The organism is Mycolicibacterium lutetiense (assembly GCF_017876775.1).
GTDB classification, from domain to species: Bacteria; Actinomycetota; Actinomycetes; order Mycobacteriales; family Mycobacteriaceae; genus Mycobacterium; species Mycobacterium lutetiense.
Map to the genome: position 1 here is coordinate 3,938,834 of NZ_JAGIOP010000002.1, position 22,767 is coordinate 3,961,600.

The window sequence follows — 22,767 nt, forward strand, 5'->3', positions numbered from 1 at the left end:
CGGCTCTAGCCCGTCAGGTCGCTCTCGGTGACGTCGCGTTCGAGATCCCTTGGCAGGACCAGGTTCATCGGGCGCGCCAGTTGGGTGGGCGCGGTGCGACCGCGCAGTTCGACGATCTCGCCGACGTCCCAGCTCAGTGCCTCGGCGTCCAGTGCGCCGCTGACAGCGATCGCCGAGGCCAGCACGTGGCCTTCTTCAAGCTTGGCGAGCTCGGTGAGGCGGGCGGCCTCGTTCACCGGGTCGCCGATCACGGTGTACTCGAACCGGGCCTGAGCACCGATATGGCCGGCGATCGCGCGGCCGGCCGAGACTCCGATGCCGAACTCGGTATCGGTCCCCAGCACGCTGAGCAACTCGTCGTGGAGTTCACGGGACGCCGCCAGTGCACCGCCGGAGGCGTCGGGATGCTCGATGGGGGCACCGAAGATGGCCAGGGCCGCGTCACCCTGGAACTTGTTGACGAACCCGCCGTGACGGTTGACGGTGTCGACGATGACCCGGAAGAACTCGTTGAGCAGGTCGACGACGTCGCCGGCCGGGATCGTCGACGCCAGCCGCGTCGAACCCACCAGGTCCACGAACAGCACCGCCACGTCCCGCTCCTGGCCGCCCAGCTCGGTGCCGCGTTCCAGGGCACGACGGGCCACGTCCTCACCCACGTAGCGGCCGAACAGGTCCCGCAGCCGTTGCCGCTCGGCCAGCTCGCGCACCATGTCGTTGAACCCGGCCTGCAGCAGGCCCAGCTCGCTGGCGTCGTAGATCTGCATGTGCGCGTTGTAGTTACCGCGCTGCACCTCTCCCAGCGCCCAGCGCAGCTGGCGCAGCGGGTCGGCGATCGACATCGCCACCAGCACGGTGCCGGACAGTCCGATCACCAGCGCGGCCACGGCCAGCAGCAACAGCGGGGTGATCAGCCGGTCCGCGGACGCGGTCAGGATCGAGAACTTGCTGGCCACCAGGGCCAGGACGATGGCCAGGACCGGCACGCCCGTCGACAGCACCCAGGTCAGCACCTGGCGCAGGATCACCCCGGGGGCGCGGAAGTTCTCCGGAACCCCGCCGCGCAGCGCGGCCACCGCGACCGGCCGGAGGACCCGCTCGGACTGCAGGTAGCCGATGATCGCCGTGGCGGTCGCCCCCAGCGCGGTGGCGACGAGAACCACAGGCGCGGACTTACTGGCCACCGGCCAGCTGGCCACGATGAACACGATCGAGCCCAGCAGCCAGTTCGTGACGCTGATCAGGGTGCGGTAGAAGGGCATCTTCAGCGCCCGTACGCGGGCCAGCTCGGTGATGCCGGGGTCGGACTTGGTCAGCAGGGTGTCGCGGCGCTGCCACCGGATCACCGGGATCAGCAGCCGCAGGGCCAGGTAGGCGCCGACGGTGAACGACACGAACAGATATGCCAGGAAGATCGCCAGGTTGAGCACCGGCAGGTCCTGGAGCTGGATGCGGTCCTCGGGAGGCAGGCCGAAGCGGAGGAACCCCAGTACGAACAGCGCACCGATGATGTCGGCCTGCAGCATGCCCAGGGTGAACACCGGCCACGGGGTACGCGCCACCCACCGGACGAATGCATTGATTCGCCTCATGGGTATTACGTCCGCGGTCACCCGTTCACCGTATCGGGCCGCAGGGACGTTGAGCGCCTGCTGTGACGTGGTTGTGTCGGCTTGACCACTACTGTTGGGGACGATGAGCGGGGTCTTTTCGCGGCTGGTGGGCCAGCACGCGGTGGAACAGGAGCTGGTGGCGGCCGCGTCGGCAGCCCGTGGTGATTCGCCACACAGTGGCACCACGGTCGGGACCATGACACATGCGTGGCTGATCACCGGCCCGCCCGGATCGGGGCGGTCGGTGGCTGCGCTGTGCTTCGCGGCGGCCTTGCAGTGCACGTCAGAGGGGCCGCCAGGGTGCGGTGAATGCCGGGCCTGCACGACGACGATGGCCGGCACCCACGCCGACGTGCGCCGTATCGTGCCCGAAGGGTTGTCGATCGCGGTCAAGGAGATGCGCGAGATCGTCCAGATCGCCTCGCGCCGGCCCGGGACCGGGCGGTGGCAGGTCGTGGTGATCGAGGATGCCGACCGACTCACCGAGGGCGCCGCCAATGCACTGCTCAAGGTGGTGGAGGAGCCGCCGGCATCGACGGTGTTCCTGCTCTGTGCGCCGTCGGTGGACCCCGAGGACATCGCGATCACGCTGCGCTCACGCTGCCGGCACGTGGCGCTGACGACGCCGTCGGTCGACGCCATCGCCGACGTGCTGATCTCCGGTGACGGCCTGTCGGAGGCGGATGCCCGCTGGGCCGCCTCGGTCAGCGGCGGCCATGTCGGCCGGGCCCGACGGTTGGCGACCGATCCCGAGGCCAGGGAGCGTCGCACGCGGGCGCTCGGGTTGGCCCGGGACGCTGCGACGCCGACGCGGGCGTTCGCGGCCGCCGAAGAGATGGTGGCCGTCGCCGAGTCCGAGGCCCTGGCGTTGACCGCCGGGCGCAACGAGAGCGAGACCGAGGAACTCAAGACCGCCCTCGGCGCCGGTGGAACCGGAAAAGGCACCGCGTCCACCACCCGCGGGACCGCCGGAGCGCTCAAAGAGCTGGAGAGACGGCAGAAGTCACGGCAGACCCGCGCCTCACGCGATGCCCTGGACCGGGCCCTGATCGACCTGGCTACCTACTTCCGCGATGCCCTGCTCGTGTCGTCCGGGGCCACGGCGGTGACCGCCAACCACCCGGACATGGCCGAGAAAGTGGCGGCTATGGCTGACCATGTGCCCCCGGATCGACTGCTGCGCTGCATCGAAGCGGTGCTGGACTGCCGCGAAGCACTGGCCGTCAACGTCAAACCAAAGTTCGCCGTCGATGCCATGGTGGCCACCGTCGGGCAGGCGCTACGTGGCTGAATTGGGTCCTGGGAGGCGTCTGCCGTAAAGTGGTGCCGCCCGGTTCACCAGGTGCGCCGCCTTAGCTCAGTCGGTAGAGCGTCTCACTCGTAATGAGAAGGTCAGGGGTTCGATTCCCCTAGGCGGCTCCATTTTTTTCCCGCGATTGTCACGCCAGAGTGGCTCTCGCTGTCGACAGCCACTCTCGCGTGACAATGGGCAGCGGTTACAGCGAGTCCGGCCCTTCGATGACCTGCTTGGCCACTTTCATCGCCGTGTTGGCATTCGGAAAACCCGCGTAGCCGCTGGAGTGGTAGATGACTTCGGCGATCTCGTCCTCGGCGAGGCCGTTGCGCAGGCCGATCCTGACATGCGACTCGAACTCATCGGTGGCCCGCAGGGCGATCAAGATGCCCATGGTGACCAGGCTGCGGTCACGTCGGCTCAACCCCTCGCGGCTCCACAGTCGGCCGAAGACGTTGTCGACGCCGATCGCCAGCAGCTCATCGCCGAAGCTGCCGTCGGGCTCGACGTTCTTCGCCGACAGACGCGGCACCATCTCCTGTAGGACCCGCAGACCCTGTTCGCGTACGTCGTCAGTCATGCCAGCCAGCTTGGCATGTGCGCGACGGGCTACTCGCCGGTGGCGGTGATGACGACGACGGGTGCGTCCGCGGCCAGGAATACGTGCCCGCTGATCTTGGTGGATCGGAACGCCCGGTCCAACTGGTCGCCGGCGAGGTAACCGCCCTGTGGCAGGTTGCCGCGCAGGGTTTCCCAGACGTCGGGCTGGTCGGCGGTCGGAACGGGTCGATGCGTCGCCTTCAAACGGTCCGCGGTCGCTGGGCTCACTTCGATGATGGCGTCGATCCAGTACAACGACGGGCCGGGCACTCGTGGGTCACCCATATCGCCGCTTACCCACGATGCCGAGACCGGCGATCCGAGTGCAGGAAAGCGCTTGGTCAACGGTTCGAGTTCGTGCCGGACCGGATTGGACGTTGTCTTGGCCGCGGGAGCGTTCGGTGATGCCGGGGGAGCTGGGTTGCACGCTGAGACAACGAAAGTCAGGCAAACGAGGATTGCGGCGAGTATGCGTTGTGGTGGCGTGGTGCTCAATTGTCGTCCTCCGCCAGCGCTGGAGGGGGATCGGGTTCGCGGTGAACTTCCAGGAACGCAAACGTTGTTCCGCCGATCTTGATCATGGGGGAGTAGGCGAATGCCGTCACGACAAGAAACATCGTCATCGCACCGGCGACAAATAAACCGTCCGGCCAATCAGGGAGGACTGCACAGAACGCGAGTAATGCTGCCGCCCCCGTACAGCTCCAATAGACGCGACGCTGGATCGAGGCAGGGGACAGAGTCGCTGACTTCCAGAACGGAAACCAACTCGCAGCAATCGCAACAACGATCGCGGCCATCGCTGCTTTGCCAAGCCAGTTATCAGTCATCGAGGCGCCACACTATCGGCTAGGAGAGATACCGGCGGGGCAAAGTGGCTGCTCTACACCGCCGACGAGGCTGCACCGGCCGCGGTGATCCCACAATGTAAGTGGACTAATGACGCGCAACACTAGCTGGATTGCTCGGGCCAGCCGGGGCTAGGGGCGGCTGTCGGAAAGTCGTCACGCGAGTGGTCGCCGTTGGTGAAGAACGCTCGCTGTTCCGAGCCTACGATTTGTCAGGGCCTCCCATGCACCCTTGAGTCCGGTGACCCGCCGACCACCTTCATTCATCTCGTCGAGGGACTGCTGGATGGTGCTACCGACCTTTCGAGGCCTAGGCCGACGAGCATCGAGGTGATCGCATGTCTGCTCTTGCCTAGCTGGCCCCACCGCCGGGCCAACCTGGTTGTGGCGGCAGTGATGGCGGCGGTTCAGGCGAGACGAAGGGATCGGGTCGGTCCGGGGGTGTGCCTGGCGCTGGTTTGCCGCAGGGCAATCGCCCAGCGATCAGCGGCGTGATGTCGGTGATCACCCACGTGCCGAAGACGTCATCGGTGGGACGGTTCGCCGGGCCACGCTGCATCGCAGGGGGTGTGTGTTGTTTCTCGATGGGCAGGTCCGGATTTGGGCTGTAGGTGATGATAGACCCAAATCCGTATTTGTCGGTGGCTACGGTTTCGTACAATCATTGCCAGGAGGCTTGGAAGCGGTCATCGATTTGTAATTGCAGACGCCAGCTGTCCGTGTCTCGCCATCCCGGCTGAATTTCACTACCTCGTAGTAGTCGGTTCCTGCGTAGGACCACCCCTTATTGGGGAGGGAGAAGTAATTGTCGGCGCGTTCAGGGTTATTGAACGCGCGCGCAAAGCCCGGAAAACCGACGTTGTCGAGAGCGTTGCGCTTGCGTACCAGCGTGAGGTCTGCCGCGCGCTGCGCCTCCATCACGGCCCTGATGAAGGTGCCGTCAGGCGACATGAGATCCACCGCCGGGTTTTCTATCCAACGGGAGGTCGTGTAGTTGGCTGTTTCGGGGAGCGGTGTAGCTGGACTCTCCGAGTCGGAATCGCCGGGGGTGCACGAAACTACTGTGAGCGCGGCCATGGTGGCCGCCCCACATCTGCGGAGCGTGCTAACGCAACGTTTCATCCACCTATCCCCCCTTCAGCTCGTCATACTCGTTCTTGAGCCCGTTGACGCGCAGACCGATTTTGAGCATGTCTCCGTTGGCGGTGCTGACGGTGTTGTTGACCTGGGTGATGCCTTCCTTGGCGATCGGGATCAGGCTGTTCTCGCGGGCTTGGGCGCTGAGTGATTTGGGGAGTGAGTCGACGGCGCTGTCGACCCAGGACTTTGTGGTGTCGAGTTGAGTGCGTCCGTTGGTGACGATGTTGGCCGCGTTGGTGACTTCGGCGGCCATCTTCTTGTCGAGATCGGCGAGCTTCTGGTACACGCCGGCGTGCTCTTTGTTGGCTGCGGCGTAAGCCTGTGACCCCGGACCCTGCCACCGTTCGTCGGGCAGAGCCGAGTCGACCATGCCCTTCATCTTCAGCAGCTGGGAGCTGCCGTCGTGCTGGGAGCCGTCGGTAGGCGTGCCGACGCCGAAGGTTGCCCGTGCCTTGTTCCACGTGGAATAGAAGCCGTCCAGCGCGCTCACAGATCGTCCCCCCACCAGGATCCCGACAGTCGACCGTCAGTATCTCAGCACGCTGACTACCTCGGTGCCAGGAATCCCACCGGTCCAGGGGAGATGCAGACCGACAGGGCGGCGGTGTTGGCTTCCACGGAGATCGATTGCCCGGCTCCGGGGAGCCGCACAAAGACCCGGTTGAGGCCGGGCCGCACCGGAACCTTCACATCGGGCCCCTCAGTCAGGGCCATGGTCAAGGATCCGTCGCTGTTAGCCAGGTAGTTGATCTCGGCGGTCCAATCGGCCGGCAGCAGCGGCCCGTCCAGCGGCATGACGACAGGTTCGTCGGGCTGCACCAGGAAGCCGCAGCGAGGTGCCGGGCCCTCGACGATGGTGCGCACCCATGTCACTTTCGCGGGAAGCAGCGTCCCGGTCCGGTCGAACATGCGCAGATCGGTTGTTGCCGAGGTGAACTCGGGGCGCGGTGAAGCCAGCGCGAACATGTGGCTGGCCAGGTTCTCGGGTGCGGCCACGCGTTGCAGGATGAGCGGATCGACCTCTTGATCGAGCAGCGGGGCAGCCTGAGAGGTGGCCGCCAGCGATGCGCGCGCGTTGTTCAAGTACGCAGGCACCGGGCTGTCCTGCCACACCTTCAAGAAGGTGAACGTCGAATACAGGCTGCTCGCCACGAACAACACCGCGACGCCGACACACGTCAGAGTCCGCGCACGCGAGGCGGAGAGAGCCACCGAAAGCCGTGAATCCCGGTTCGGCGCACAGAATCCCACGGCCGCCAACAGTGCCAGCACCACCACGAGGTCCGGCAGGTAGCGCAGCGTCTGCGCCAACTCCAACGCCGTGAACCGCGACGAGCGCATCAGATAGATCGGGATCTGGCAGGCGACGGCGTACCCCAGGGCCACCACCAGAACCGGCCAAATACGCGTCTTACGCACCAGCACCACGGCGACGGAAACAGCAAGCACCACCCAGCCCAGCACCATCACCGAGACAGGTGGGGTGGCCCACGGCGAAGCGGGTGCCCAGCGCTGCCAGGACCACGGCCCGCCGACGAGCCCGGGCACGATGCCGTGGGTAAACGAGCGGCTCAGCAGGTCCCAGGTCATCGCGAGGTCGAAGCTCCACCGCTTCTGGTCGACGACGACCAGGTACACCCCGATCCAGGCCACGATCAGGGTCAGGCACCCGATCCACAACCGGGCACCGCGGCGCCACACCTCGCGTATGCCAAAAGTGCCCGTCACGTACCCCAGAAGGGCTACGACGGCGAACGCCACGAATGGGATCACCGCGGCCTTCTCGAAGAACAGCAGGCCCCCGCAAAACACCAGCACGCCGAAGAGTGCGTGCCGCGAAGACCCGGTCCGCACGAGCAGCACGGCCTCACCGCATACCCATGCCAGCGCGGCCAACATGGGCAGGGAGTTCAATGCCGCCGCCCACCAGGCGAACCCGGGCAAGGCCAGGGGCGTGAACAGGGCAAAGGTCAGCGGAATCAGCAGCACCGGGCGCCAGCCCAGGATCACCCACAGCGCCCGCAGCAGTGCCAGCGAGGCCAGCAGTTGCATCACCACCAGGCTCACCGCGGCCAGCACCCAGGAGAACGGCGCCACCCGGGTGACCGCGCCGGACACCAGGAACGCCGCAGGCATGACGTGACCGTCGTGATCGTCGAACAGGTACGACGGCGACAGCAGATTCTGGGTCCCGGCCCGGCCGATCAAAATCAGATCGTCCCAGTAGAAGTAGCCGCCGAACGCGAGTACCGCCCGGACCACCAGGTGCAGCGCGATGAGCGCGGCGGCTGTGCGGGCGACTTTGTTCACTCTTGTCGACTGTACGGTGGGCGGGTGCGAACACTAGTCACGGGTGCGGCAGGTTTCATCGGGTCGACGCTGGTCGACCGGCTGCTGGCCGACGGGCACAGCGTTGTCGGGCTCGACGATCTGAGTTCGGGGCGGGCAGAGAACCTGAGCAGCGCCGACAACAGCGACAACTTCGAGTTCGTCAAGGCCGACATCGTCGACGCGGACCTGCTGGGCCTGCTCAAGGACACCCAGCCTGAGGTGATCTTCCACCTGGCCGCGCAGATCTCGGTGAAACGTTCGGTGGACGATCCGCAGCTGGACTCCACGGTGAACGTGGTGGGCGTGGTCCGGTTGGCCGAGGCGGCCCGGCAATCCGGTGTGCGCAAGGTGGTGCACACGTCGTCGGGCGGTTCGGTGTACGGCACCCCGCCGTCGTATCCGACGGGCGAGGACACCCCGACGAATCCGTCGTCGCCGTATGCGGCGAGCAAGGTGGCCGGCGAGGTCTACTTCAACATGTTCCGCAATCTGTACAACCTGGATTGCTCGCACATCGCGCCGGCCAACGTCTACGGCCCGCGGCAGGATCCGCACGGTGAGGCCGGTGTGGTGGCGATCTTCGCCCAGGCGCTGCTGGCCGGGCGGCCCACCAAGATCTTCGGCGACGGCACCGACACCCGCGACTATGTGTATGTCGACGACGTGGTGGACGCCTTCGTCAAGGCGTCCGGGACGGCCGGCGGCGGTCAACGGTTCAACGTCGGCACCGGGGTGGAGACCTCGACCCGCGAGATGCATACCGCGATCGCCCTGGCCGTCGGTGCGGCGGATGCGCCCGAAATGCACCCGCCGCGGCTCGGTGACCTGCGTCGTTCCCAGCTCGACATCACCCGTGCGCGCGACGTGCTGGGGTGGCGGCCGCAGGTGGATCTGGCCGCCGGCATTCCCAGGACGGTCGAATTCTTCCGGAGTAATTCTCGCTAAAAGATTGTGAGTACTCACTTTCTGGTTTAGCGTTGCGTCATGTCCTACGACGTCATCGTTCGCAACGGCTTGTGGTTCGACGGCACCGGCGCCCCGCCGCAGGTCCGTACGCTGGGGATTCGCGATGGATTGGTGGTCGCGGTGTCGGCCACCCCGCTCGACGAAACCGACTGCCCCGATGTCATCGACGCCGGCGGTAAATGGGTGCTGCCCGGCTTCGTCGACGTCCACACTCATTACGACGCCGAGGTCCTGCTCGATCCGGGTCTGCGGGAGTCGGTGCGCCACGGCGTGACCACTGTGCTGCTCGGCATGTGCTCGCTCTCGACGGTGTACGCCGATGCCGAAGACGCCGCCGACCTGTTCAGCCGGGTCGAGGCGGTTCCGCGTCAGTACGTACTGGGCGCCTTGGAGCAGCACAAGACCTGGTCGGGTCCGGCCGAGTACGTGAAGGTGATCGACGAGCTGCCGCTGGGCCCGAATATCGCGTCACTGCTGGGGCATTCGGATCTGCGGGCCTCGGTCCTGGGACTGGATCGGGCCACTACTCGCGGCGTCACCCCGACCGACGCCGAACTGGAGACCATGGCGGCCAAACTCGACGAGGCGCTCGAAGCGGGCATGCTCGGTCTGTCCGGGATGGATGCGGCGATCGACAAGCTCGACGGGGACCGGTTCCGGTCCCGCGCATTGCCGTCGACGTTCGCCACCTGGCGTGAGCGTCGGCGCCTGATCAAGGTCTTGCGCAAGCGCGGACGGATTCTGCAGAGCGCGCCGAATGTGGCGAAAGTTCATGAGGCACTGAACTTCTTCCTGGAGAGCAGTGGCCAGTTCGGCCGGCGACCGGATGTGCGGATGAGCCTGCTGGTGTCGGCCGACGCCAAGTCCTCGCCCGGCGCGGTGCGGGTGCTCGGGCCGGGTGCCCGGCTGCTCAACCGGGTCCTGGGCGCCAAGGTCCGGTTCCAGCATCTGCCGGTGCCGTTCGAATTGTATTCGGACGGAATCGATCTGCCCGTGTTCGAGGAGTTCGGTGCGGGCACCGCGGCGCTGCATCTCAAAGATCAACTGGAGCGCAACAAGTTGCTCGCCGATCCCGAGTACCGCCGCCGGTTCCGCAAGTCGTTCGACCGGCGCGTACTCGGACCGACCCTGTGGCACCGCGACTTCCACGACGCGACCATCGTCGAATGCCCCGACGAGAGCCTGGTCGGCAAGACCTTCGGGCAGATCGCCGATGAGCGCGGCATCCATCCGCTCGACGCGTTCCTCGACGTCCTGGTCGACAACGGTGAACGCAACGTTCGGTGGACCACCATCGTGGCCAACAACCGGCCGAAGTTCCTCGACAAGCTCGCCAAGGAACCGTCGGTGCACATGGGTTTCTCGGATGCCGGTGCGCACCTGCGCAATATGGCCTTCTACAACTACCCGGTGAAGCTGCTCAAGCGGGTCCGCGATGCGCAGTTGGCCGGTAAGCCGTTCATGACCCCCGAGCACGCCGTGCACCGGCTGACCGCCGAGGTGGCCGACTGGTTCGGCGTCGCGGCCGGCACGCTGCGCCACGGCGACCGTGCCGACTTCGTGGTGATCGACCCGGCCGGTCTCAACGACTCGGTGGAGGCGTACCACGAGGAACCGGTCACGTTCTACGGCGGGCTGAGCCGCATGGTGAACCGCAGCGACGACGCCGTCCTCGCCACGGCCGTCAACGGTGCGGTGGTCTTCCGCAACGGTCAGTTCCGCGACGGCTACGGCGAATCGGTGAAATCGGGCCGCTACCTCCGGGCCGGAGCCGAGCAACTGGACCACACCCCGGTCTAGCGATGGCCAGAACCCAGCAGCAGCGCCGCGAGGAAACCGTCGCGCGATTACTCGACGCCGCCATCGACACCATCATCGAGGTCGGCTACGCCAAGGCCTCGGCGGCGGTGATCGCCAGGCGGGCCAAGGTTTCCGACGGCGCGCTGTTCCGGCATTTCCCCACCATGAGTGACTTCATGGCGGCCACGGCGCGAGAGGTGGCGCGCCGTCAGGTGGAGTTGGGCAGCAAGCTGGGTGCGGATATCGCCGCCGAGCAACCTGTGTTGCCGGCGGCACTGACGATCCTGCGCGACATCGCGGGCAGCGACACCAACACCGTGTGGCATGAGCTCCTGATGGCGGCGCGCACCGACGAAAAGCTGCGGGGCCCGCTGCAAACGGTGCTTGCCGAATACATCCACAACATCTACGAAACCGCCAAGCACGCGCCCGGCATGGAGCAGATCCCCGAGGAAGATTTCGCTGTACTGCTGACCATTGTGCTCAACACATTCGACGGCGCGGCCATGGTGCGCCGCGTGCTCCCACTGCCCGAACTTGAGGACGCCCGGATCGCCATGCTGGCGGAGTTGCTCAGCCGTTAGCCCTGAACGTCTTCCGGCACTCGCACGTTCTGCAGGGCCACGGCCCGGGCCAGTCGGGCGTAGCGCAGCTCGAGATCTTTGATGCGCAGGTACGTCGACAGCGTGACGAATACGAACGCGATGATGAGCACGTACTCCATCAGGTCCGTACCGCGTTTCACCCCAAGCCAATTGGCCACCACGGTGGTGTCGTCGGGGCGCAGGATCGCGTAAATGCCCGCGGCCACGAACAACACGAAGCCGACCTTCACCCACGCCTTGGATCGAGCACTGCGCCGTGACCCGAGCAGGTACGCCAACAGCACCAGGACCGCGACGATCAGCAGTGCCTGAATCCAGTTCATCGGGACATCCTTCTGCGTAAGAGCCCGTCGAAGAGGATGTTCACCCCGTTGAGCAGTGGTTGCCCCTTGGACTTCGAGTAGTCGGTGTAGAGGATCTCGACCGGTTCCTCGACCACGCGCCAACGGTTTTCGTATGCCAGCGCGATGAACTCACCGGCGTGGCTCATACCGTTCATGGTGAGGTTGAGTTCGTCGGCCACCGACTTGTTGAACACCCGCAGGCCGTTGTGGGCGTCGGTGAGCCCGAAGGCGCGGCTCTGCGGGCTCAGGAATGCCGCCGTGCGCAGGATGATCCGCTTCAACGGCGGGGTGTGCGTCACCGCATGGGCGTCCGGGTTGGCGAACCGGGTTCCCACCACCAGATCGGCACTGTCGGTGTCGAGCCGGTCGATCATCCGCACCACATCCTTGACCTGGTGCTGACCGTCGGCATCGAAGGTGGCGAAGACGCGGGCGCCGGGCCGGCTGCGCGCGTATTCGACGCCGGTCTGGATCGCCGCGCCCTGACCGAGGTTCACCGGATGGGGGACGACGTGCGCGCCGGCCCGCACGGCGAGGTCGGCAGTGCCGTCGCGGCTGCCGTCGTCGACACAGACCACGTTAGGGAAAACCGAGCGCACGTCGGTGATGACGTCGCCGATGATGCTCGCCTCATTGAAGGCGGGGATGATGATCCAAACGTCGTGAAAGCGCATGTCGATGGGCACCAAACTACACGGTCAGGTCCGCGCGAGACGGGCCAGCGCGCCCAGGTGAACCGCGATCCCGACGAGCGGCCCGCACAGCAGCGCGATGACGGTGCGGGTCTCCAGTCCCACCGGTAGCAACAGCAGCGCGACCGCCGCGACCGTGGCGATGATCCAGCCCGCCGCGTAGGCCCGGTGCAGGGCGGCGGCGACGGTTGCGGCGCCGGTCAGGGTGAGCATCGCGATGGCGACGGCGGCGGCCGTCAGCCAGGCCAGCAGGGGTCCGCCCGCGCGGTAGTCGTCGCCGAACCCCACCCGCAGTAGCCAGGGCCCGAGCAGTCCGGCCGCGACGACGCCCACGGCGCCCAGTGCGGCCACCGCGGCCGCGGGGGCCAGCAGTGCCCGCAGCCGTTTGTCGCGTTGGTCGACGAAGTGCGCGATCAGATTGCCCTGCATCGCGGTGAGCGGAACCAATAGAGGCGCCCGCGTCAGCGTCACGGCCAGGATCACCACACCGCCGGCCGCGCCCAGATCACCCGAGGTGGCCTTGAGCAGCACCGGGAATCCCATCACCAGGATCGCGCTGGCGCCGGCCGCGGCGATCGAGTGCGCGGCCCCGCGCAGGAATGTCGCGGGACTGCCCGCGGTGAGCAGGCCCGCTGCCAGGCGCGCCGCCGGTGCGGCGATCAGCATGATCAGCCAGGCCACCGCGCCGGCCACGGTGGCCCACAGAAACCCGGCCAGCCCCCAGCCGAGCACGAACGTCGCGGCGGCGACGGCCACCCGGATTCCGGCATCGGTGACCATCAGGGCCCCGTACTCGCTCCAACGGTTGACCCCGGCGAGCATGCCGAGCAGGGTGGCGTGCAGGCAGAACCCGGCCAGTCCGACACTGAGCAGTACCACGCTCAGCGCCCGCGACTCGGCGAACACGTGCGCGCTCCACAGCGGTGAGCTGAGAGCGATCACGATGGCTGCGGCGATGCCGACCAGTCCGGCGATCCGCATCGGATGGGTCGTGGGCGCGCCGCTGAGATCGCGGTGCCGGGACGAGCGCACCTCGCGCGTGGCCTCCTGCAAGAGCCCGTTGGCGGCCCCGGTGACCAGGCCGAACGCACCCCAGAACACGCTGAAGATCGAGAATCCGGCCGGCTCGAGGTCACGCGCGGCCAGGTACAGCACGGCGTAGCCACACAGCGCACTGATCGCCGTCGCCAGTCCGACGCGGGCGACGCTGCTGCGCGTGATGGGGCCTGTGGCGGGAGCGCCGCCGCCATCGGTCACAGGTCCGGCAACTCTTTGGAATACAACCAGGCCTGCCACAGCGGCTGCAGTGGCTCGTCGGTGTAGCCGGCGGCCAGCCCGGTGAAATCGTCGGTGAACGCGGTGCTGTGCCGATAGCGGGCCGTCCAATCCCTCAGCAGCGCAAAGAAATTGTGGTCGCCGATCAGGGTGCGCAGCACGTGCAGGGTCAGTGCCCCGCGCTTGTAGACCCGGTCGTCGAACATGTCCTCGGGTCCGGGATCGGACAGCAGCAGGTCCTGGGGCTTGTCGCGCAGCCGTTCGTGATAGTGCTCGGCCCACTCCGCAGCGGTGTGCCCGCCGCTGTGTTCGGACCACAGCCACTCCGCGTAGCAGGCGAACCCCTCGTGCAGCCAGATGTCGCGCCAGCGGCGCGCCGTCACCGAGTTGCCGAACCACTGGTGGGCCAGCTCGTGCGCGATCAGCCGTTCGGCGCCACGGTGCCCGTCGCAGTGGTTGGCCCCGAAGATCGAGATGCCCTGGGCCTCCAGCGGAATCTCAAGATCATCTTCGGTGACGACGACGGTGTAGCCGCCGGCCAGTGGGTAGGGGCCGAACAACTTGATGAAGAGCTTCATCATCTGCGGCTGATTCTCGAAGTCATGGTCGAAATTTCGGCGCAACTGGGCGGGCAGCACCGCGTGCATCGGTACCGGCGTCTTGGTCAGCCGCTGGCTCTCGTACTGGCCGATCTGCAGGGTGATCAGGTAGGTCGATGTCGGTTCGGCCTGCTCGTAGGTCCACACGGTGTGTCCGGCGCGGGCTTTGCGGGAGATCAACTCGCCGTTGGCCAGGGCGTAGTACGGGCTGTCGGTGCTGATCTGGATCCGGTAGCTGGCCTTCGAGCTGGGATGGTCGTCGCACGGGAACCAGGAGGCCGCCCCGTTGGGTTGGCCGGCCACCAGGGCGCCGTTCGACAGTTCTTCGAAACCGACTTCACCCCACAAGGTTTCGATGGGTCGCGGGGTTCCGTTGTAGCGGACGACGACGGTCATCGCGGCGCCGGCCGGCAATGTCGCGGGCAGGGTGATCGACAGCTTCCCACCCGAACATCGGTACTGGGCGGGGCGGCGGCCGTTCACCGCGACCCGCGACACCGAAAGGACATCGGAGAGGTCGAGGGTGAAGGTGCGCACCGCGGCCAAGGTCACCGCGGTGATGGTGGCGGTCCCGGCGAGCCGGTTGATGGCCACCTTGTACTCGAGCTCGAGTTCGTAGCGTGATACCCGGTACCCGAAATTGCCGTTGGTGGGCAGATACGGGTCGATAACGGGCGGGGGTGCCAATTTCTTTGCGGCTTTCTTCGATCGGGTCACGCGGCAGGGTCTTCTGTCTTCTTGGCATTCTTGTCGGAGGTCTTGTCGGCGGCACGCTTCTTGCCGAACATGTTCCACGGGGCGATCGGGTTGCCCTGCCAGCGGGTGGACGGGGGGACCTCGTCGCCGCGCATCACCAGTGACCCCGGCCCGACCGTGGCGCCGGCACCCAACCGGGCCGCGGGCAGTGCCACGCAGTGCGGCCCCAGCGTCGAACCTTCTTCGAGCACAACGCTGTCCAACCGCATGATGCGGTCGTGGAAAAGGTGGGTCTGCACCACACAGCCTCGGTTGACGGTGGACGCGGTGTCCAGCGCCACCAGATCGGCTTCGGGCAGCCAGTAGGTTTCGCACCACACGCCGCGTCCGATCGAGGCGCCCAGCCCGCGCAGCCACAGGTTCATCACCGGGGTGCCGCTGGCGGCCCGGGCGAACCAGGGTGCGGCGACGGTTTCGACGAAGGTGTCCGACACCTCGTTGCGCCACACGAAAGACGACCACAGTGGATGTTCGACCGCGCGAATCCGCCCGACCACCAACCATTTTGCGATCACCGCGATCGTCCCGGCCACCAGACCGGCGACCAGCAGCACGAGGCCCCCGGACAGCGCCGTCCACAGGAAACCGAACCGGATCGTCACCGCCTGCATCGCACCGAGCACCGCGATGCCGATCGCGAAGGTGATGACCACCGGGATCAACCGGCAGGTCTCCACCGCCGAGCGCATGATCTTGAGCCGGACCGTCGGATGGAACGTGCGTAGCGCATCGGCGGCGGTGGCGTTGCGGCGCAAGCGGACCGGTGGGCTGCCCAGCCAGGACGAGCCGGCCTTGGCCTTGTGCGGCGTGGCCGACAGCACGGCCACCAGGCCGTCGTCGGGCACCTTGCGGCCCGGCTGCGTGATGCCCGAGTTGCCGAGGAAGGCGCGCTTGCCGATGGTGGCCTTGGCGACATGGATCCAGCCGCCGCCCAGTTCGTAGGAGGCCACCATGGTGTCGTCGGCCAGGAACGCGCCGTCCTGCACCTCGGTGAACTTCGGGGTGAACAGGGCCGTCGAGATCTCGGTGTCCCGGCCGACTTTCGCGCCGAGCAGGCGCAGCCACCACGGCGTGAGCAGGCTGGCGTAGATCGGGAAGAGGTAGTTGCGGGCCGCGTCCATCAGGCGTTCGGTGGTCCACAGCTGCCAGCCCACCCGGCTGCGCACCGGGTGGTAGCCCTCCGACAGGCGCACCGAGAGCAGACGCACCCCGATCACGGTCAGTGCGGCGTAGGTCAGCAGCGCCACCAACGCCGCGGCCGGCGTCCACGCCAGGGCGGGTAGTAGGGCATCGGCGGGTGAGGCGGTGCCGTGCACGCCCCAGGCGATCACGGCGAGACCGGCGGCCAGCGCCAGCAGCGGCAGGCCGGCGAGCAGCAGCGAGGACACCCCGTACACCCCGACCCACAGCGGGGCGCGCCGCGGCCGGTGATCGGGCCACGGGTGGCGGGCCTTGCCGGATTTCACGGCAGGCGAGCCCTTCCAGAACTGACCGTTCTTGACCTTGCCGATCACTGCTGAGCCGGGCGCTACATCGGCATTCTTGCCGATGGTCGCCCCGGGGAGCAGCGTGGTGCGCGCGCCGATCGTGGCGTCGTTGCCGATCGCCACCGGCCCGACGTGGAACAGGTCGCCGTCGATCCAATGCCCGGTGAGATCCACCTCCGGCTCGACGGAGGCACGGTGGCCGATCTTGAGCATGCCGGTCACCGGCGGCGCCGAGTGCATGTCGACGCCCTTGCCGATGCTGTTGCCCAGGGCGCGGGCGTAGTAGACCATCCACGGTGCACCGGCCAGGTTCTCCGCGCCACTGGCATCGGCCAGCCGCTCGGCGATCCAGACCCGGAGGTGGACGGCGCCGCCGCGGCGATAGGTGCCGGGCTCGAGCCCGCTCAGCAGCATCCGGGCGAAGAGCACCGCGATGCCCATCCGGCCCAGCGGCGTGACGAACAGCAGGAAGCCGGCCAGCACCCACCACCAGCTGAGCGGGTGCGCCCAGGACACGATCCCGGAAACTGCGGCCAGGTTGTTCAGCAGTGCCAGCCAGACCACCCATTGCATGCCGGTGAGGCCGGCCAACGGCAGCGACAACGCGACCTGGGCGGCCTGGGTGAGCACCGGTGTCGGTGTGACCTCGCGAGTCTGGATCTTCGGCGGCGGCTTGAGTTCGTCGAGGTAGCCGGCCAGTGAGCCGAGCCGGGGATGGTCGTAGAGGTCGGCGACGGTCACCAGCGGGTAGCGCTTGCGTAGCGCGGCCACCAACTGTGCGGCGGACAGCGAACCGCCGCCCAGCGCGATGAAGTCGGACTCCGGACCCTCGACGGGCGTGCCCAGCACGTCGCACCACAGCCCGGCCAGCCAGCCCATGGTGCCGTCCAGTTGCGGGGCGTCCTGATCGGCACCCGCGGGTGGCGGCCACGGCAGTGCGTCGCGGTCCACCTTGCCCGATGTGCGGGTCGGGAGTTCGTCGAGCAGCACCAGCCGGGGTACCAGCGCGGCGGGCAGGGACTCGGACAGCGCAGCCCGGGCGGCACTGACGTCGAAGTCCGGATCGGTACTGGCGATGTAGCCGACCAGCAGCGGGGTGCCACTGGCGGTCTTGCGGACCGCCGCCGCACCGCCGCTCACCCCGGGCAGATTCACCAGTGCGGTGTCGACCTCACCCAGCTCGATGCGTCGCCCACCGACCTTCACCTGATCGTCGGCGCGGCCCTGAAAGTACAGGCCGTCGGCCTCCAGTCGCACCAGATCGCCACTGCGGTAGGCCCGGCTCCAGCCCAGGGTCGGCATCGGGGCGTACTTCTCGGCGTCTTTCTCGGGGTCGAGGTAGCGGGCCAGCCCGACGCCGCCGATCACGAGCTCGCCGACGTCGCCGATCGCCACCGGCAAGCCTTCTTTGTCCACCACCGCCAGGTCCCAACCGGCCAGCGGCAGGCCGATGCTGACCGGCCCCTGACCGTCCAACTGGGCGGCGCAGGCCACCACGGTCGCTTCGGTGGGGCCGTAGGTGTTCCACACCTCGCGACCGTCGACCGCGAGCCGGGCCGCCAGCTCGGGCGGGCAGGCCTCGCCCCCGAAGATCAGCAAGCGGACCGCTTCCAGCGCCTCGGCCGGCCACAGCGCCGCCAGCGTGGGCACCGTGGACACCACGGTGATGTCGCGGCTCACCAACCACGGGCCCAGATCCATGCCGCTGCGCACCAACGAGCGTGGGGCGGGCACCAGGCAGGCGCCGTGCCGCCAGGCCAGCCACATCTCCTCGCACGAGGCGTCGAAGGCAACCGACAGCCCGGCCAGTACCCGGTCACCGGGGCCGATCGGGTTGTCCGGCAAAAACATTCGTGCCTCGGCGTCGACGAAAGCGGCGGCGCTGCGATGGGTGACGGCCACTCCTTTCGGGGTACCGGTCGACCCCGAGGTGAAGATGATCCAGGCGTCGTCTCGGCCCAGCGGCTCGGCCGCCCGCCATCCCCGTGACGAACCCGGTCCGCGGACCAGGCCGGCCTCGGTGATCACCCCGACCACGTTGGCCTCGCCGAACACCAGCTCGGCCCGTTCGTCGGGGTCGTCGGCGTCCACCGGGACGTAGGCGGCACCGCAGGCCAGCACCGACAGGATCGCCACGTACAGCGCATAGCTGCCCGAGGGCATCCGGATTCCCAGCTTGTCGCCGCGGCCGATACCGCGCGCAGCCAGCCAGGACACGCTGTCGGCGACGTCGGCGATCAGCTCCGAGTAGGTGAGCTGTACGGAGCCGTCGTCGAGGGCAGGTGCGTCGGGAAAACGCCGGGCCGTGTCGTGCAGGATGTCGACGAGCGTGCGCGGCTCGGGGGCCAGTGCGGACAGAACGTACTGCGGTGGAATCTCGTGCGCACTGGCGGGAGCTGTCACGAGTACAAACTACTAAGCCCACGCCGGGACGGCTCGATGGAGCGAGCGGCGTGCCGGTTCGATTTCGGTTCATGGGGTCCGTCAGGCAGACTGGTCGCAGGAGGGGAGTATTCCTTCGCTGCGATGTCGTCATCACGTCGGTCGTCAACTGATCGATCGGTGTCGCGGGCCGGTGCGTGTTTCCGGTGGAAGAGACCTTCGGCGCTCTGACGACCGGAGGATTTCTCGATGCAGGTAACCCAGCTGGAATGGATCATCACCCTGGCGGTGACGATCGCCGTTCTGCTGTTCGACGTCGTCGTGATCGGGCGACGCCCCCACGAACCCAGCACGCGGGAGACCGCGACCTACCTGTCGATCTACATCGGCATGGCGGTGGCATTCGGTGTGTGGGTGTGGTCCTTCCACGGCAGCCAGTTCGGGCTGGAGTTCTTCGCCGGCTGGCTCACCGAATACAGCCTGTCGGTCGACAATCTGTTCATCTTCTTGATCATCATGGCCAGCTTCAAGGTCCCCAGGATCTATCAGCAGCAGGCCCTGCTGGTCGGCATCATCCTGGCGCTGATCTTCCGTGGAATCTTCATCGCGCTCGGCGCGGTGGCGATCAACGAGTTCTCGTGGGTGTTCTACATCTTCGGCGCGTTCCTGGTGTACACCGCGATCAACTTGGTCCGCAACACCAACCACGACGATGACGGTGACAACGGTGTGGTGCGGTTCGCCCGCAAGCACCTGCGGACCACCGACAAGTGGGACGGCTTGAAGCTGTGGGTGCACGAGAACGGCAAGCGGCTGATGACGCCGATGTTCCTGGTGATCGTGGCCCTGGGCACCACCGACCTGCTGTTCGCCCTGGACTCGATTCCGGCCATCTACGGGCTGACCCAGGAGCCGTACCTGGTGTTCACCGCCAACGTGTTCGCCCTGATGGGTCTGCGCCAGCTGTACTTCCTGCTCGGCGACCTGCTCAAGCGGCTCGTCTACCTGTCGCAGGGCCTGGCGTTCATCCTGGCCTTCATCGGCGTCAAGCTGGTGCTGCACGCGCTGCACGAGAACGAGTTGCCGTTCATCAACGGCGGCGAGCCCGTGCACGTGCCGGAGATCCCGACCCTGGCCAGCCTCGGCGTGATCATCGTGACGCTGGTCATCACCACGATCGCGAGCCTGTACAAGACCCGGGTGCGGGACGCCCGGTAGTCCCTTGGATTCCGGCTGAACGTAACTCTTCGTGGGGGCGCGAGGTATCTCTAACGTGGCCGGGGTGCGGATTTTCGTGGCGGATGCCGAGGCGTGGACCGAATTGACCGACGGTGAGGCGCCGACGGCGCGGGTTTCCGCGTCCGACCTGGCGCAGGCGCGCCGGATCCGATCCGGTCTCAAGTCCGAGAACGACGACGTCTCGGTGATTCTCGACGTCATCGTCGCGGTGGCCGGTGACTACCGCTCGGCGCGCTGCAGTCTGACGGTGGCCGGCTCCGAGGCCGAAGTGCGCTACGTCGGGACGGTTGACGGCCTGGCCGGCCTGATCGCCGATATCGAGGCCGCTGAGGTGGCTGACGGGGTGACCCTCATCCCCGCCACGGCGGGCCAGGAGCTTCGAGGGTTGGGCGGCGACGTGCTGCGACGCCTCGAGCTGCGCTCTCAGGCCAGAGCCTCGTAGAACAGGTTGAGATAGCGGGCGGTGCGCGCGGATCCTTCGACGCCCGGCCCCATCCTGTTCATCACATAGGCGAACGTGGCGCGGTGATCGGGGTTCATGGTCTCCCATGAACCTCCCCAGCCACCCCAGAAGCAGATCTTGCCCTCTGGGACGTAGGGCACGGTCTCGGTCTGCGGCAGACCGAAGCCGAGGCCCCAGCGCAGCGGGTGGCCGAGCAGCACCAGATCGGGGCCGTCGAGCTGCTGTTCGAAGATCGACTCGACCGTTTCGGGCTTGAGCAGGGTGACGCCGTCCACCGTGCCGCCCAACGAGATCACCGACAGAATCCGGGCCAGCGACCGGGCATTGCCGTGTCCGTTGCCCGCACCGATATCGGCAGCACGCCAGGCCGCGGTGTTCGCGATCTCCGGTGACGGCGTCCCCACGAATGTCTTGAGCGCGATCTCGGAGATCTGGTCGAGTGGAATGTCGAGGGGCTCCCCGGCGGCGATGATGTCAGCAGTGCGGTGGTGGTCTTCGAGGCGCGCACCGATCTGAAAGTCGGCGCCCAGAGGATCCGAGATCTCTTCGCGGACAAACTGTTTGAGTGTCCTACCGGTGATGCGTCGCAGCACCTCGCCGATCAGGTGCCCGTGGGTCAGGGCGTGGTATCCCGATGCGGTGCCCGGCTCCCACCACGGCGCCTGTGCGGCCAGCGCGGACGTGGACCTGTCCCAGTCGTAGCTTTCTTCGATGGTGAACGGCTGGTCCCATCCGGACAGTCCTGAGCTGTGGGTCAACAGGTGACGGAACTCGATGTCCTGCTTGCCGTTTGCGGCGAACTCGGGCCAATACTCGGCCACCGGGGTGTCGGCGGTGATCAGGCCGCGATCGATCAGCATGAGCCCGGCCAGCGCCGTCACCGTCTTGGTGGATGAGAAGACGTTGACGATGGTGTCGGCATCCCAGGTGCGGGTGCGCGCAGCGTCGGCGTACCCGCCCCACATGTCGACGACGGTCCGGCCGTCGATGTCGATCGCAATGGCCGCTCCGGTTTCCTCTCCGCTGGCAAGTTCGTCTGCCAACGCATCGCGGATCGAAGAGAAGCGGGCATCGCATTCGCCGTGTACGAGGTCATCCATCGCGACATCATGCGGGACCGGTACCCGTCATGGGCGTGATTGCCGCCGAGAGGTGAATCGACCGGTACCCGTGCCGCAGTCCAAGCCGGCTACCAGTTGTAGTAGCCGCCCTCGGGACCGAGCATGCGTTCCAGCCGGGCTCGGTTGATTCGGGCCAGCTCGTTGCGGACGACCTTGCGTTCGGTCTCCTGGTCGTTGTGCAACCGGTCGACGATCCGGGCCAGGGTGCGGTCTGCGCAGCAGGCGCCCGATGTCGCGGCCGGGGCCGCTCCGTCCTCGACGAACATCACGAAGCCGAACCCGAAATGCTCCGCGTAGTGGCCGGCCTCGGAGTTGAGTTCTGTCATCACCGCGGGGTCGTCATCCCAGACCGCGCACTGTTCGCACACCGACTTCGGGCTGCGGGGGCGCCGCCCGATCCGCAGATAGGCCTGCAGTACCCGGTCGATGGAATCCTCACCGAGGCTGAACAGCAGGGCGTCGGCCTGCCGGAACAGCGAGTCATGGTCAGCGAACGGACGTCCGCCGGCCAGATCGGTCGCGAGCACCACGCTGTAGCAGCACTCGTACACGGCGTGTACCGCACGTCGCGTCGGCGATGCGTTGTACGCCTCAAGCCCCATGCCCTGATGCATCAACACCTGGTCAAGCATGAAAGGCGCAGAGCACAGGGGAGTTACCCCGTGTTACAGCCAGGCAAATTCAGTGATCGGAGCTCTTGAACCGCTCGACCGAACGCTGCAGCTCGGCTTCGGCCTCTTCGCGGCCTACCCAGTCGGCGGTCTTGACGAACTTGCCCGGCTCCAGGTCCTTGTAGTGCACAAAGAAGTGCTTGATGGCGTCGAGTTCGAACTGCGACACGTCGCCGAGGTCCTGGATGTGGTCCCAGCGCGGATCTCCGGCGGGCACGCACAGCAACTTGTCGTCGCCGCCGGCCTCGTCGGTCATCTTGAACATCGCGACCGGGCGGGCCTCGACTACGCAGCCGGGGAACACCGACTCCGGCAGGAGGACCAGCGCGTCCAGCGGATCGCCGTCCTCGCCGAGGGTGTCCTCGAAGAACCCGTAATCGGCGGGGTAGCCGAATGCGGTGTAGAGGTAGCGGTCGAGCTTGACCCGGCCGGTCTCGTGGTCAACCTCGTACTTGTTGCGCGAACCCTTCGGGATCTCGATGACGACGTCGAACTTCACCGTCGCGGCTCCTTCGCATCTGCGGTCAGGCTTGGGTCGTCA

Annotated in this window: 21 protein-coding genes and 1 tRNA gene; 7 read left to right on the forward strand and 15 right to left on the reverse strand. The window is 67.0% G+C overall.

Features of this window, described 5'->3' with window-relative positions:
- Positions 1-5 precede the first annotated feature (5 nt).
- The gene (locus JOF57_RS28265; RefSeq protein ID WP_234938272.1) at positions 6-1,592 is read right to left on the reverse strand and encodes an adenylate/guanylate cyclase domain-containing protein; all 1,587 of its coding nucleotides are present in this window, start codon (positions 1,590-1,592) and stop codon (positions 6-8) included.
- A 103-nt stretch (positions 1,593-1,695) separates the two neighbouring features.
- Between JOF57_RS28265 and JOF57_RS28270 the strand changes: the two genes are divergently transcribed.
- Complete coding sequence (locus JOF57_RS28270; protein ID WP_209922592.1) at positions 1,696-2,904, forward strand: DNA polymerase III subunit delta'; 1,209 nt, start codon at positions 1,696-1,698, stop codon at positions 2,902-2,904.
- 55 nt (positions 2,905-2,959) lie between these two features.
- Positions 2,960-3,035, forward strand: a tRNA-Thr gene (locus tag JOF57_RS28275).
- A 74-nt stretch (positions 3,036-3,109) separates the two neighbouring features.
- On the opposite strand, the gene JOF57_RS28280 is transcribed toward JOF57_RS28275, so the two are convergent.
- The 6 genes from JOF57_RS28280 to JOF57_RS28305 all read right to left on the reverse strand — a co-directional run bounded on the left by JOF57_RS28280 (position 3,110) and on the right by JOF57_RS28305 (position 7,805).
- Positions 3,110-3,487, reverse strand: a complete 378-nt coding sequence (locus tag JOF57_RS28280; RefSeq protein ID WP_209922593.1) for a carboxymuconolactone decarboxylase family protein — start codon at positions 3,485-3,487, stop codon at positions 3,110-3,112.
- Positions 3,488-3,516: 29 nt separating this feature from the next.
- A complete protein-coding gene (locus JOF57_RS28285) occupies positions 3,517-3,792 on the reverse strand; it encodes a hypothetical protein (RefSeq protein WP_209922595.1) in 276 nt (91 codons plus the stop codon).
- A gap of 206 nt (positions 3,793-3,998) precedes the next feature.
- Positions 3,999-4,337, reverse strand: coding sequence for a hypothetical protein (locus tag JOF57_RS28290; RefSeq protein WP_209922597.1), 339 nt, complete (start codon positions 4,335-4,337; stop codon positions 3,999-4,001).
- 663 nt (positions 4,338-5,000) lie between these two features.
- On the reverse strand, positions 5,001-5,315 hold the full coding sequence (locus JOF57_RS28295; protein ID WP_209922599.1) for a hypothetical protein: 315 nt from the start codon (positions 5,313-5,315) through the stop codon (positions 5,001-5,003).
- A gap of 166 nt (positions 5,316-5,481) precedes the next feature.
- Positions 5,482-5,985 carry an EspA/EspE family type VII secretion system effector gene (locus JOF57_RS28300; RefSeq protein WP_209922600.1) on the reverse strand — a complete coding sequence of 168 codons (504 nt, stop codon included), beginning with the start codon at positions 5,983-5,985 and terminating at the stop codon, positions 5,482-5,484.
- Positions 5,986-6,041: 56 nt separating this feature from the next.
- Positions 6,042-7,805 carry a hypothetical protein gene (locus JOF57_RS28305; protein WP_209922602.1) on the reverse strand — a complete coding sequence of 588 codons (1,764 nt, stop codon included), beginning with the start codon at positions 7,803-7,805 and terminating at the stop codon, positions 6,042-6,044.
- 24 nt (positions 7,806-7,829) lie between these two features.
- On the opposite strand from JOF57_RS28305, the gene JOF57_RS28310 reads away from it, so the two are divergent.
- The 3 genes from JOF57_RS28310 to JOF57_RS28320 are packed head-to-tail and all read left to right on the forward strand — an operon-like array spanning position 7,830 to position 11,176.
- Entirely contained in the window at positions 7,830-8,771 is a 942-nt protein-coding gene (locus JOF57_RS28310) for a GDP-mannose 4,6-dehydratase (protein ID WP_209922604.1), read from the forward strand.
- A 39-nt stretch (positions 8,772-8,810) separates the two neighbouring features.
- A complete protein-coding gene (locus JOF57_RS28315) occupies positions 8,811-10,592 on the forward strand; it encodes an N-acyl-D-amino-acid deacylase family protein (RefSeq protein WP_209922606.1) in 1,782 nt (593 codons plus the stop codon).
- Between the two features lie 2 nt (positions 10,593-10,594).
- Positions 10,595-11,176, forward strand: coding sequence for a TetR family transcriptional regulator (locus tag JOF57_RS28320; protein WP_209922608.1), 582 nt, complete (start codon positions 10,595-10,597; stop codon positions 11,174-11,176).
- Here the strand turns inward: JOF57_RS28320 and JOF57_RS28325 are convergent.
- The 5 genes from JOF57_RS28325 to JOF57_RS28345 are packed head-to-tail and all read right to left on the reverse strand — an operon-like array spanning position 11,173 to position 18,753.
- Positions 11,173-11,520 (reverse strand): DUF2304 domain-containing protein, encoded by a 348-nt coding sequence (locus JOF57_RS28325; protein ID WP_209922610.1) that lies wholly within the window; start codon positions 11,518-11,520, stop codon positions 11,173-11,175. The genes JOF57_RS28320 and JOF57_RS28325 overlap by 4 nt on opposite strands.
- The gene (locus JOF57_RS28330; protein ID WP_209923798.1) at positions 11,517-12,215 is read right to left on the reverse strand and encodes a polyprenyl-phospho-N-acetylgalactosaminyl synthase PpgS; all 699 of its coding nucleotides are present in this window, start codon (positions 12,213-12,215) and stop codon (positions 11,517-11,519) included. The genes JOF57_RS28325 and JOF57_RS28330 overlap by 4 nt, the downstream gene beginning before the upstream one ends.
- 24 nt (positions 12,216-12,239) lie before the next feature.
- Positions 12,240-13,490, reverse strand: coding sequence for an MATE family efflux transporter (locus tag JOF57_RS28335; RefSeq protein ID WP_209922612.1), 1,251 nt, complete (start codon positions 13,488-13,490; stop codon positions 12,240-12,242).
- Positions 13,487-14,824 (reverse strand): M1 family metallopeptidase, encoded by a 1,338-nt coding sequence (locus JOF57_RS28340; RefSeq protein WP_209922613.1) that lies wholly within the window; start codon positions 14,822-14,824, stop codon positions 13,487-13,489. Before JOF57_RS28340 ends, JOF57_RS28335 begins: the two co-directional genes overlap by 4 nt.
- Complete coding sequence (locus tag JOF57_RS28345) at positions 14,821-18,753, reverse strand: Pls/PosA family non-ribosomal peptide synthetase (protein WP_209922615.1); 3,933 nt, start codon at positions 18,751-18,753, stop codon at positions 14,821-14,823. The genes JOF57_RS28340 and JOF57_RS28345 overlap by 4 nt, the downstream gene beginning before the upstream one ends.
- A 228-nt stretch (positions 18,754-18,981) precedes the next feature.
- Between JOF57_RS28345 and JOF57_RS28350 the strand changes: the two genes are divergently transcribed.
- Positions 18,982-19,950: a TerC family protein gene (locus JOF57_RS28350; RefSeq protein ID WP_209922617.1), complete on the forward strand. Its 969-nt coding sequence runs from the start codon at positions 18,982-18,984 to the stop codon at positions 19,948-19,950.
- Positions 19,951-20,005: 55 nt separating this feature from the next.
- Complete coding sequence (locus JOF57_RS28355; protein WP_209922619.1) at positions 20,006-20,413, forward strand: hypothetical protein; 408 nt, start codon at positions 20,006-20,008, stop codon at positions 20,411-20,413.
- Here JOF57_RS28355 and JOF57_RS28360 read toward each other — a convergent pair.
- The 3 genes from JOF57_RS28360 to JOF57_RS28370 all read right to left on the reverse strand — a co-directional run bounded on the left by JOF57_RS28360 (position 20,395) and on the right by JOF57_RS28370 (position 22,725).
- Positions 20,395-21,534 (reverse strand): serine hydrolase domain-containing protein, encoded by a 1,140-nt coding sequence (locus JOF57_RS28360; protein ID WP_209922621.1) that lies wholly within the window; start codon positions 21,532-21,534, stop codon positions 20,395-20,397. The two genes, JOF57_RS28355 and JOF57_RS28360, sit on opposite strands and share 19 nt — an antisense overlap.
- A gap of 89 nt (positions 21,535-21,623) precedes the next feature.
- Positions 21,624-22,169, reverse strand: a complete 546-nt coding sequence (locus JOF57_RS28365) for a 2-oxo-4-hydroxy-4-carboxy-5-ureidoimidazoline decarboxylase (protein WP_209923799.1) — start codon at positions 22,167-22,169, stop codon at positions 21,624-21,626.
- A 67-nt stretch (positions 22,170-22,236) separates the two neighbouring features.
- On the reverse strand, positions 22,237-22,725 hold the full coding sequence (locus JOF57_RS28370; protein ID WP_209922623.1) for an inorganic diphosphatase: 489 nt from the start codon (positions 22,723-22,725) through the stop codon (positions 22,237-22,239).
- Positions 22,726-22,767: the final 42 nt, after the last annotated feature.

Coding starts and splice junctions, on each gene's coding strand:
- JOF57_RS28330 (WP_209923798.1), bottom strand. CDS start 12,215: ATGCGCTTTCACGACGTTTGGATCATCATCCCCGCCTTCAATGAGGCG.
- JOF57_RS28320 (WP_209922608.1), top strand. CDS start 10,595: ATGGCCAGAACCCAGCAGCAGCGCCGCGAGGAAACCGTCGCGCGATTA.
- JOF57_RS28360 (WP_209922621.1), bottom strand. CDS start 21,534: ATGGATGACCTCGTACACGGCGAATGCGATGCCCGCTTCTCTTCGATC.
- JOF57_RS28265 (WP_234938272.1), bottom strand. CDS start 1,592: ATGAGGCGAATCAATGCATTCGTCCGGTGGGTGGCGCGTACCCCGTGG.
- JOF57_RS28315 (WP_209922606.1), top strand. CDS start 8,811: ATGTCCTACGACGTCATCGTTCGCAACGGCTTGTGGTTCGACGGCACC.
- JOF57_RS28270 (WP_209922592.1), top strand. CDS start 1,696: ATGAGCGGGGTCTTTTCGCGGCTGGTGGGCCAGCACGCGGTGGAACAG.
- JOF57_RS28365 (WP_209923799.1), bottom strand. CDS start 22,169: ATGCATCAGGGCATGGGGCTTGAGGCGTACAACGCATCGCCGACGCGA.
- JOF57_RS28285 (WP_209922595.1), bottom strand. CDS start 3,792: ATGGGTGACCCACGAGTGCCCGGCCCGTCGTTGTACTGGATCGACGCC.
- JOF57_RS28325 (WP_209922610.1), bottom strand. CDS start 11,520: ATGAACTGGATTCAGGCACTGCTGATCGTCGCGGTCCTGGTGCTGTTG.
- JOF57_RS28350 (WP_209922617.1), top strand. CDS start 18,982: ATGCAGGTAACCCAGCTGGAATGGATCATCACCCTGGCGGTGACGATC.
- JOF57_RS28280 (WP_209922593.1), bottom strand. CDS start 3,487: ATGACTGACGACGTACGCGAACAGGGTCTGCGGGTCCTACAGGAGATG.
- JOF57_RS28290 (WP_209922597.1), bottom strand. CDS start 4,337: ATGACTGATAACTGGCTTGGCAAAGCAGCGATGGCCGCGATCGTTGTT.